The 12,562-nt window shown below is 62.1% G+C and carries 1 protein-coding gene; it reads left to right on the top strand.

All coding sequences use genetic code 11. The features are described from left to right. Positions 1-173: 173 nt before the first annotated feature. The coding region (locus F2P67_RS04465) for a retention module-containing protein (protein ID WP_166217838.1) at positions 174-12,562 on the top strand (12,389 nt) is incomplete at its 3' end.

Raw genomic sequence — 12,562 nt, 5'->3', positions numbered from 1 at the left:
CAGAAGGTCAATAGTTTGGCATAAAGTTAATAGCGAAAGAATCTAGCCAAATTATTGACGAAAAAGCGCGTCAAACTTGTTTCGCAAATTTTTAAAGTACGTCCAGACTGAATCGGCGCAGACGCCGTCAGGCTATGGAAGTCAACTGAACGTGACACCCCGGAGAGTCTTCAATGAGCAGTGTTGTTGCCATCGTCAAAAGCATTGTTGGTCAGGTATTCGTGGTGTCCCCAGAGGGCGTGCGTCGCGTTCTCGTTGAAGGCGACCGACTGTTTGTCGGCGATCAGATTGACACCGGTCTCTCCGGCGCCGTGTCGCTTGAACTGGCTGATGGCCGCACCCTCGATCTGGGCCGTGAGACTCAATGGAGCGCCACCGCGCCCGACTCCAGCACTGACCTGGCCGAAGCCACCGCGCAGGCTGCGCCGTCGGTAGCTGAACTGCAGCAAGCCATTGCCGCGGGCGTCGACCCGACCACCGCCCTGGATGCCACCGCTGCCGGCCCGAGCGCGGCAGGCACTGGCGGCGCCGCCGGTGGTGGCCACAGCTTCGTAATGCTCGACGCTACCGCTGGCCGCGTCGACCCGACCATTGGCTTCCCGACAGCGGGGATCAACTCTGGCGCGCAAGCCGCGCAGAACATCACCGGCGGCCAGACCACCGACACCACCACCAACGCCCTGCGTGAGTCGACCCTGAGCCTCAGCGCCACGCCGTCCATCACCGAAGCCGGCGGCGTGCTGGTGTACACCGCGACCCTGACTCAGGCGCCGTTGACCGACCTGACCATCACCCTGTCCAACGGTGCGGTGATTGTGATCCCGGCCGGCTCCACCACGGGCACCGTCAACGTGCCATTGGCACCGAACGACACGGTTTATAACGATCCATCGCAAATCGACGTGACGGTCACCGGCACCAGCGGCGGCAACGGCATCACCGTGACCCCGCCGACCACCCCGGCCACGACCCAGGTCACCGACACCATCGACACCACCACCGTCACCCTGACGGCCGGGCCGAGTGTCACCGAAGGCGGGCAGATCACCTACACCGCGACCCTGACCAACCCGGCGCAGACGCCGGTGACCGTCACCCTGTCGAACGGCTCGACCATCACCATCGGCGCGGGCCAGACCACGGGCACCGTCAATGTGCCGACCCCGGCCAACGACGTTTATAACAACGGCAGCACCGTCACCACGACGATTACCGGTGCCACCGGTGGCAACTTCGAAAACCTGGTGCCAAACCCGACGCCGGCGGTGACCACCATCACCGACTCGATCGACAACACCGGCCTGACCCTGACCGCTACCGGCAGCGTTGTCGAAGGCGGCCAGATCACCTACACCGCGACCCTGACCAACCCGGCGCAGACCCCGGTCACCGTCACCTTGTCGAACGGCTCGATCATCACCATCGAGGCCGGCCAGACCACTGGCACCGTCAACGTGCCGACCGCGCCGAATGACGTCTACAACAATGGCGGCACCGTCAGCACCACGATTACCGGCGCAACCGGTGGCAACTTCGAGAACCTGGTGCCGAACACGACGCCAGCGACCACCACCGTGACCGACTCGGTCGACACCACCAGCGTGAGCCTCACCGCCACCGGCACCGTGGTCGAAGGCGGCCAGATCACCTACACCGCGACCCTGACCAACGCCGCGCAAACGCCGGTGACCATTACCCTGTCGAACGGCTCGACCATCACCATAGAAGCCGGCAAGACCAGCGGCAGCGTCAACGTGCCAACCGCGCCGAACGACGTCTACAACAATGGCGGCACTGTCAGCACCACCATTACCGGTGCAACCGGTGGCAACTTCGAGAACCTGGTGCCGAACACGACACCAGCGACCACCACCGTGACCGATTCGATCGACGACACCAACCTCTCGTTGACCGCCACCGGTTCCGTGGCCGAGGGCGGCTCGATTGTTTACACCGCGACGCTGACCAATCCGGCTGGCACGCCAGTCACCGTGACCCTCTCGAACGGTGCCGTGATCACCATCGAGGCTGGTAAAACCACCGGCACCATGACCGTTGCAGCCCCTGCCGATGACGTCTACAAAGACGCCGGGAAAGTTGAAGTCACCATCAAGGACGCTACCGGCGGCAACTTCGAGAACCTCGTTCCGAGCACCACGCCCGCGGTGACTGAAGTCACTGACACCATCGATACCTCGACCGTCAAACTGACCGCAGACACCACCGTGGCTGAAGGTGGCACCGTTACTTACACCGCCACAGTTGGCGCACCGGTCACCGGTTCACCTGTCGTTGTGACCCTGGCCAACGGCCAGAGCATCACCATCGAAGTCGGCAAAACCACCGGCACTATGACCACCACCGCACCAAACGACGCGCTGGCCGGCAATGCACCGCTGACCAACTCGATCACCGGCGTTTCTGGCGGTAACTACGAAGACCTCGTAGCGGACAAAACCCCGGTCTCGACCACCGTGACTGACGTTGCCGACACCACCAATCTGTCGCTGAGCGCGACCGGTTCCGTGGCTGAGGGCGGTTCGATTGTTTACACCGCGACGCTGACCAATCCGGCTGGCACCCCGGTGACCGTGACCCTTTCGAACGGTGCAGTCATCACCATCGAAGCGGGCAAAACCACTGGCAACGTGACCGTCGCCGCCCCTGCCGATGACGTCTACAAAGACGCTGGCAAAGTCGAAGTGACCATCAAGGACGCCACCGGCGGCAACTTCGAGAACCTGGTGCCGAGCACCGTTCCGGCCGTCACCGAAGTCACCGATACCGTCGACACCACCACCGTCAAACTGACCGCGACCGAAACGGCGGCTGAAGGTGGCACCGTCACCTACACCGCCACTGTTGGCGCACCAGTGACCGGTTCGCCAGTGATCGTGACTTTGGCCAACGGCCAGAACATCACCATCGAAGTCGGCAAAACCACTGGCACCGTGACCACTACTGCACCGAATGATGCGTTGACCGGCCATGCACCGATCACCAACGCGATCACGGGCGTGAGCGGCGGCAATTACGAAGACCTCGTCGCCGACAAAACCCCGGTCAGCACTACCGTCACTGACACTACCGACACCACCGACCTGACACTGAGTGCGACCGGCACCGTGGCTGAAGGCGGCCAGATTACCTACACCGCGACCCTGACCAACGCCGCAGGCTCGCCTGTTACCGTGACCCTGTCGAACGGTTCGGTGATCACCATTGAAGCCGGTAAAACCACCGGCACCGTAACCGTCGCGGCCCCTGCCGACGATGTCTACAAAGACGCCGGCAAAGTCGAAGTGACCATCAAGGACGCAACGGGCGGCAACTTCGAGAACCTCGTTCCGAGTACTACCCCAGCGGTGACCGACGTCACCGACACCGTCGACACCACCACCGTCAAACTGACGGCCACCGAGTCGGCTGCCGAGGGTGGCACCGTCACCTACACCGCCACCGTCGGTGCACCGGTTACCGGTTCTCCAGTTATCGTGATCCTGGCCAACGGCCAGAACATCACCATCGAAGTGGGTAAAACCACTGGCACCGTGACCACCACCGCACCGAACGATGCGCTGAACGGCCATGCGCCGCTGAGCAACTCGATCACCGACGTTTCCGGCGGCAACTACGAAAACCTGGTCGCAGACAAAACCCCGGTCAGCACCACCGTCACCGACACCACTGACACCACCAACCTGACGCTCAGCGCAACAGGTACCGTGGCTGAAGGCGGTTCGATTGTTTACACCGCGACGCTGACCAACCCGGCCGGCACCCCGGTAACCGTGACTCTGTCGAACGGTTCGGTGATCACCATCGAAGCCGGCAAAACCACCGGCACCGTGACCGTCGCAGCTCCTGCCGATGACGTCTACAAAGACGCCGGCAAGGTCGAAGTCACGATCAAGGACGCGACTGGCGGCAACTTCGAAAACTTAGTGCCGAGCACCGTTCCAGCCGTCACCGAAGTCACCGACACTATCGACACCTCGACGGTCAAACTGAGCGCAACCGAGACTGCCGCTGAAGGTGGCACCGTCACCTACACCGCAACTGTTGGCGCGCCAGTGACCGGTTCGCCAGTCGTGGTGACCCTGGCCAACGGCCAGAGCATCACCATCGAAGTCGGCAAAACTTCCGGTACCGTCACCACCACCGCGCCGAACGACGTGCTGGCCGGCCATGAACCGCTGACCAACTCGATCACCAACGTCAGCGGCGGCAACTACGAAAATCTGGTCGCCGACAAAACCCCGGTCAGCACCACCGTCACCGACACCGTCGACACCACCACCGTTTCGCTGACCGCCACCGGCAACGTCAACGAAGGTGGGCAGATCGTCTACACCGCGACGCTGACCAATCCGGCCGGCACCCCGGTAACCGTGACCCTGAGCAACGGTTCAACCATCACCATCGAAGCCGGCAAAACCACCGGCACCGTGACCGTTCCGGCGCCGGCCGATGACGTCTACAAAGACGCTGGCAAGCTCGAAGTGACCATCAAGGAAACCTCGGGCGGCAATTTCGAAAACCTGGTGGCCAACCCGACGCCAGCGGTGACCAACGTCGCCGACACCATCAACACCACGCACCTGACCCTCAGTGCCGAAAGCTACGTGCTCGAAGGCACCTCGATCACCTACACCGCGACCCTGACCAACGCCGCGCAAACGCCGGTGACCGTCAACCTGAGCAACGGCCAGACCATCACCATCGAGGCCGGCAAGACCAGCGGTTCGGTGACCATCGCTGCGCCAAGCGATGACGTCTATAAAGACGTCAGCAAGCTCACCGTGACCATGACCGATGCCAGCGGCGGCAACTTCGAAAAACTCGATGTCAGCAAGACCCCGGTCAGCACCACCGTCAATGACACCATCGACAAGACCACGCTGACCCTGAGCGCCAGCGACACCGTCAGCGAAGGTGGCCAGATCACCTACACCGCGACCCTGAGCAACCCGGCCGGCACCGCCATGACCGTGACTCTGGCCAACGGAGCAGTGATCAACATCGCCGCCGGCGCCACCAGCGGCTCGGTGAATTTCGCCGCGCCTGCGAATACTCCGTACATCGACGGCGGCAAGGTACAGACCGCGATTGCCAGCCACAGCGGCGGCAACTTCGAACAAGTCGATGCCGACCGTTCGGCCGTCGTCACCAAAGTCACCGATACCGTCGACACCACCAACATCAGCCTCAGCGCCACCGGCTCGGTCGCCGAGGGTGGTTCGATCGTTTACACCGCGACGTTGACCAATCCGGCCGGCTCGGCCATGACCGTGACCCTGAGCAACGGCGCGGTGATCAACATCGCCAAGGGCGCGAGCAGCGGCACCGCGACCGTCGCCGCACCTGGCGATGACGTGTACAAGGACGCCGGCAGAGTCGACGCCAGCATCACCAAGACCACAGGTGGCAACTTCGAGAATCTGGTGGTCGACAAGACTCCGGCCGTTACCGACGTTACCGACACCATCGACAACAGCACTGTTTCGCTGACCGCCACCGCCAGCACCGTGGAAGGCGGCGTGGTGGTTTACACCGCTTCCGTCACCGCGCCGGTCACCGGTTCGCCAGTCGTCGTGACCCTGTCCAACGGCCAGACCATCACCATCCCGGTCGGCGCCAGCAGTGGCAGCGTCAACTTCACCGCACCGAACGATGCACTGGCCGGCGGCAACACGCTGACCGTGAAGATCGACGGCGCCAGCGGTGGCAACTACGAAAATCTCGTGGCCGACAAAACGCCGGCCATGACCTCGGTGACCGACACCGTCGATACCACCAACCTGTCGCTGACCGCGACCGGGTCTGTGGCTGAGGGCGGTTCGATTGTCTACACCGCGACGCTGACCAATCCGGCTGGCACGCCGGTCACCGTGACCCTCTCGAACGGTGCCGTGATCACCATCGAGGCTGGTAAAACCACCGGCACCGTGACCGTTGCAGCCCCTGCCGATGACGTCTACAAAGACGCCGGCAAAGTTGAAGTCACCATCAAGGACGCTACCGGCGGCAACTTCGAGAACTTCGTTCCGAGCACCACGCCCGCGGTGACTGAAGTCACTGACACCATCGATACCTCGACCGTCAAACTGACCGCAGACACCACCGTGGCTGAAGGTGGCACCGTTACTTACACCGCCACAGTTGGCGCACCGGTCACCGGTTCACCTGTCGTTGTGACCCTGACCAACGGCCAGAGCATCACCATCGAAGTCGGCAAAACCACTGGCACCGTGACCTTCACCGCGCCAAACGACGCGCTGACTGGTCAGGCCTCACTGGGTAACTCGATCACCAACGTCAGCGGCGGTAACTACGAAAACCTGGTGGCCGACAAGACGCCGGTCTCGACCAGCGTCACCGACACCGTCGACACCACCAACCTGTCGCTCAGCGCCACCAATTCGGTCGCCGAGGGCGGTTCGATCACCTATACCGCGACACTGACCAACGCCGCTGGCTCGCCAGTCACCGTGACCTTGTCGAACGGCGCTGTGATCACCATCGAGGCTGGCAAAACCACTGGCACCGTGACCGTCGCAGCCCCGGCTGATGACGTCTACAAAGACGCTGGCAAAGTCGAAGCAACCATTTCGACTGCCACGGGCGGCAATTTCGAGAACCTGGTGCCAAGCACCGTTCCGGCCGTCACCGAGGTCACCGATACCGTCGACACCATCACGGTCAAACTGACCGCGACCGAAACGGCAGCTGAAGGTGGCACCGTTACTTACACCGCCACTGTTGGCGCTGCGGTGACCGGCTCGCCTGTGGTCGTGACCCTGGCCAACGGTCAGCAGATCACCATTGAAGTCGGCAAAACCACCGGCACCGTGACCACCACCGCGCCGAACGATGCGCTCAACGGCCACACGCCGCTGAGCAACGCGATCACTGATGTGAGCGGCGGTAATTACGAGAACCTGGTCGCCGACAAGACGCCGGTCAGCACCACTGTGACCGACACTGTCGACACCACCAATCTGTCGCTGACCGCGACCGGCACCGTGGCTGAAGGCGGTTCGATCGTTTACACCGCAACGCTGAGCAACCCGGCCGGCACACCGGTAACCGTGACCCTGTCGAACGGCTCAGTCATCACCATCGAAGCGGGCAAAACCACTGGCACCGTAACCGTCGCTGCGCCAGCCGATGACGTCTACAAAGACGCCGGCAAGGTCGAAGTGACCATCAAGGATGCAACGGGTGGCAACTTCGAGAATCTCGTTCCGAGCACCACGCCCGCGGTGACCGATGTCACTGACACCATCGACACTTCGACCGTCAAACTGACGGCCACCGAGTCGGCTGCCGAGGGTGGCACCGTCACTTACACCGCCACTGTCGGCGCGCCAGTCACCGGTTCGCCGGTCGTGGTGACTTTGGCCAACGGTCAGAACATCACCATCGAAGTCGGCAAAACCACCGGCACCGTCACCACCACCGCGCCAAATGACGCGTTGACCGGCCACGCGCCGCTGACCAACTCGATCACCGACGTTTCCGGCGGCAACTACGAAAACCTGGTCGCAGACAAAACCCCGGTCAGCACCACCGTCACCGACACCACTGACACCACCAACCTTTCGCTGACTGCGACCGGTTCGGTCAACGAAGGCGGCCAGATCACCTACACCGCCACACTGACCAACGCAGCAGGCTCGCCCGTCACCGTGACCCTGAGCAATGGCTCGGTGATCACCATCGAGGCCGGTAAAACCACCGGCACCGTGACCGTCGACGCACCGAAAGATGACGTCTACAAAGACGCTGGCACCGTTGAAGCGACCATCAAGGGCGCAACCGGTGGCGACTTCGAAAACCTCGTCACCAGCACGACTCCGGCGGTCACCACCGTCAACGACACCATCGACACCTCCACCGTGTCGCTGACTGCCACCGCAAACGTCGCCGAAGGCGAAACAGTGGTCTACACCGCGACCGTGACCGCGCCAGTGACTGGCTCGCCGGTCGTCGTAACCCTGTCCAATGGCCAGACCATCACCATCGCTGTCGGTGAAACCACCGGCACCGTGAACTTTGTTGCGCCGAACAGCCCGTTGGCGGGCGGCAGCTCGTTGAGTGTGACCATCGACGGCGCGACTGGCGGCAACTACGAAAAACTGGTGACCGACGGCAAGTCGGCTGACACCGCAGTGTCGGACACCACCGACACCACCAACCTGAACCTGACCGCGACCGACTCGGTGGCTGAAGGCGGTTCAATCGTTTACACCGCGACGCTGACCAACCCGGCCGGCACCCCGGTGACGGTGACTCTGTCCAACGGCGCAGTGATTACCATTGAGGCTGGCAAAACCACTGGCACCGTGACCGTTGCAGCGCCTGCCGATGACGTCTACAAGGACGCCGGTAAAGTCGAAGTGACCATCAAGGACGCGACTGGTGGCAACTTCGAGAACCTGGTGCCGAGCACCGTTCCGGCCGTCACCAACGTTACCGATACCATCGACACCACCACCGTCAAACTGACCGCGACCGAGTCGGCGGCTGAAGGTGGCACCGTTACTTACACCGCGACTGTTGGCGCGCCGGTGACTGGTTCGCCTGTCGTGGTAACGCTGGCTAACGGTCAAAACATCACCATTGAAGTCGGCAAAACCACCGGCACCGTGACCACCATTGCACCGAACGATGCATTGAACGGCCACACGCCGCTGAGCAACTCGATCACCGACGTCAGCGGCGGTAACTACGAAAATCTGGTCGCCGACAAGACTCCGGTCAGCACCACCGTGACCGACACCGTCGACACTACCAACCTGTCGCTGTCTGCAACCGGTACCGTGGCCGAAGGTGGCCAGATCACCTACACCGCGACCCTGACCAATCCGGCCGGCACGCCAGTGACCGTGACCCTGAGCAACGGCTCGGTGATCACCATCGAGGCCGGCAAAACTACAGGCACCGTGACCGTCGCCGCGCCTGCCGATGACGTCTACAAAGATGCCGGCAAAGTCGAAGTGACCATCAAGGACGCGACTGGCGGCAACTTCGAAAACCTGGTGCCGAGCACCGTACCGGCGGTTACCAACGTTACCGATACCATCGACACCACCACCGTCAAACTGACCGCGACCGAGTCGGCGGCTGAAGGTGGCACCGTTACTTACACCGCCACTGTTGGCGCGCCAGTGACGGGTTCGCCTGTCGTCGTGACCCTGGCCAATGGTCAGAACATCACCATCGAAGTGGGCAAAACCACCGGTACCGTGACCTTCACTGCACCGAACGATGCATTGACCGGCCACGCGCCGATCACCAATGCGATTACCGAAGTCAGCGGTGGCAACTATGAAAATCTGGTCGCCGACAAAACTCCGGTATCGACCAACGTCACCGACACCGTCGACACCACCAACCTTTCGCTGAGCGCGACCGGCACCGTGGCTGAGGGTGGTTCGATTATTTACACTGCGACCCTGACTAACGCCGCTGGTTCGCCAGTGACCGTGACTCTGTCGAACGGCGCCGTGATCACCATCGAGGCCGGTAAAACCACTGGCACCGTGACCGTTCCAGCCCCGGCTGATGACGTCTACAAAGACGCCGGCAAAGTCGAGGCGACCATTTCTACCGCGACTGGCGGCAACTTCGAAAACCTGGTGCCGAGCACGACGCCGGCCGTGACCGAAGTGACCGACACCATCGATACCTCGACGGTCAAACTGACTGCCGATACGTCCGTGGCTGAAGGCGGTACTGTTACCTACACCGCCACTGTGGGCGCCCCTGTGACTGGCTCGCCTGTGGTCGTAACGCTGTCCAATGGTCAGCAGATCACCATCGAAGTGGGTAAAACCACCGGCACCGTGACCACCACCGCCCCGAACGATGCGTTGACCGGTCATGCGCCGCTTACCAACTCGATTACCGGTGTGACTGGCGGTAATTACGAGAACCTCGTTGCCGACAAGACTCCGGTCAGCACCACCGTGACCGACACAGTCGACACCACCAATCTGTCGCTCAGCGCTACCCCGTCGGTCGCTGAAGGTGGCTCGATCATCTACACCGCTACGCTGACCAACGCCGCTGGTTCGCCAGTGACCGTGACTCTGTCCAACGGCGCCGTGATCACCATCGAAGCGGGTAAAACCACCGGCACCGTCACCGTCCCAGCTCCGGCTGATGACGTTTACAAAGACGCAGGCAAGGTTGAAGCGACCATTTCGACCGCAACCGGTGGCAACTTCGAGAATCTGGTACCGAGCACCGTACCGGCCGTGACCAACGTCACTGATACCATCGATACCACTACCGTCAAACTGACGGCTACCGAATCGGCAGCTGAGGGTGGCACCGTTACTTACACCGCCACCGTTGGCGCGCCAGTTACCGGTTCGCCTGTCGTCGTGACGCTGGCCAACGGTCAAAACATCACCATCGAAGTTGGCAAGACCACCGGCACTGTGACCACCAATGCGCCAAACGACGCACTGACCGGTCATGCGCCGCTGACCAACGCCATTACTGGCGTAACTGGCGGCAACTACGAAAACCTCGTGGCCGACAAAACCCCGGTCAACACGACTGTGACCGACACCGTCGACACCACCAATCTGTCGCTCAGCGCTACCCCATCGGTCGCTGAAGGTGGCTCGATCATCTACACCGCCACGCTGACCAACGCCGCTGGCTCGCCAGTGACCGTGACCCTGTCCAACGGCGCCGTGATCACCATCGAAGCGGGTAAAACCACCGGCACCGTCACCGTCGCAGCACCAGCGGATGACGTCTACAAAGATGCAGGCAAAGTCGAAGCAACCATTTCGAACGCAACCGGTGGCAACTTCGAGAATCTGGTACCGAGCACCGTTCCAGCCGTGACCAACGTCACTGATACCATCGACACCACCACGGTCAAACTGACCGCCACCGAATCGGCGGCTGAAGGCGGCACCGTCACCTACACCGCCACTGTCGGTGCAGCCGTAACCGGTTCGCCGGTTGTCGTGACCCTGGCCAACGGTCAGACCATCACCATCGGCGTCGGCCAGACCACCGGCACCGCGACCGCCACTGCACCCAACGACGCACTGACCGGTCATGCGCCGCTGACCAACTCGATCACCAACGTGACCGGTGGCAACTACGAGAACCTCGTGGCCGACAAGACACCGGTTTCGACCAACGTCACCGATACCGTCGACACTACCAATCTGTCGCTGAGCGCGACCGGAACCGTGGCCGAAGGTGGCTCGATTGTTTACACCGCAACCTTGACCAACGCCGCTGGTTCGCCAGTGACTGTAACGCTGTCGAATGGCGCCGTGATCACCATTGAAGCGGGCAAAACCACTGGTACAGTGACCGTTCCGGCGCCAGCGGACGACGTCTACAAAGATGCCGGCACCGTGCAGGCAACGATCAGCACCGCTACCGGTGGCAATTTCGAAAACCTGGTGCCGAACACAACGCCAGCCGTGACCAGTGTCACCGACACCATCGACACCACCACCGTGAAGCTGACGGCCACCGCCACAGCGGCTGAAGGCGGCAACGTTGTTTACACCGCTACCGTAGGCGCGCCGGTTACCGGCTCGCCAGTTGTGGTGACGCTGGCCAACGGTCAGACCATCACCATCGGCGTCGGCCAGACCTCCGGCACCACGACCACCACTGCGCCAAACGACGCACTGACTGGCCACGCGCCGCTGACCAATTCGATCACCAACGTGACCGGTGGCAACTACGAGAACCTTGTAGCCGACAAGACACCGGTTTCGACCAACGTCACCGATACCGTCGACACTACCAATCTGTCGCTCAGCGCTACCCCGTCGGTCGCTGAAGGCGGTTCGATTGTCTACACCGCGACGCTGACCAGTGCCGCGGGCTCGCCAGTGACCGTGACCCTGTCCAACGGCGCCGTGGTCACTATCGAAGCGGGCAAGACCACCGGCACCGTGACCGTTCCTGCGCCAGCCGATGACGTCTACAAGGACGCTGGCACTGTTCAGGCAACGATCAGCAACGCGACTGGTGGCAACTTCGAGAATCTGGTGACCAGCAACACACCAGCTGTCACCAGCGTGACCGATACCATCGACACCACGACCGTGAAGCTGACCGCGACCGCAACCGCGGCCGAAGGCGGCACTGTCACCTACACCGCGACCGTTGGTGCCCCGGTGACTGGCTCGCCAGTGACTGTGACCCTGTCGAACGGTCAGTCGATCACCATTGAAGTCGGCAAAACCACTGGCACCGTAACCACCACGGCACCGAACGATGTGTTGACCGGCCATGCACCGCTGACCAACTCGATCACCAACGTCAGCGGCGGCAACTACGAAAACCTCGTGGCCGACAAGACGCCGGTTTCGACGACTGTCACCGACACCATCGACACCACCAACCTGTCGCTCAGCGCGACCGGCACCGTGGCTGAAGGCGGTTCGATCATCTACACCGCCACCCTGACCAACGCTGCTGGCTCGCCAGTCACCGTGACCTTGTCGAACGGTGCTGTCATCACTATCGAAGCGGGCAAGACCACCGGCACCGTGACCGTTCCTGC

This window comes from Pseudomonas atagonensis (assembly GCF_011369485.1).
Taxonomy (GTDB): Bacteria; Pseudomonadota; Gammaproteobacteria; order Pseudomonadales; family Pseudomonadaceae; genus Aquipseudomonas; species Aquipseudomonas atagonensis.
Note: the sequence above shows the minus strand (reverse complement) of the source record. Positions and strands in the feature narration are given on the sequence as shown.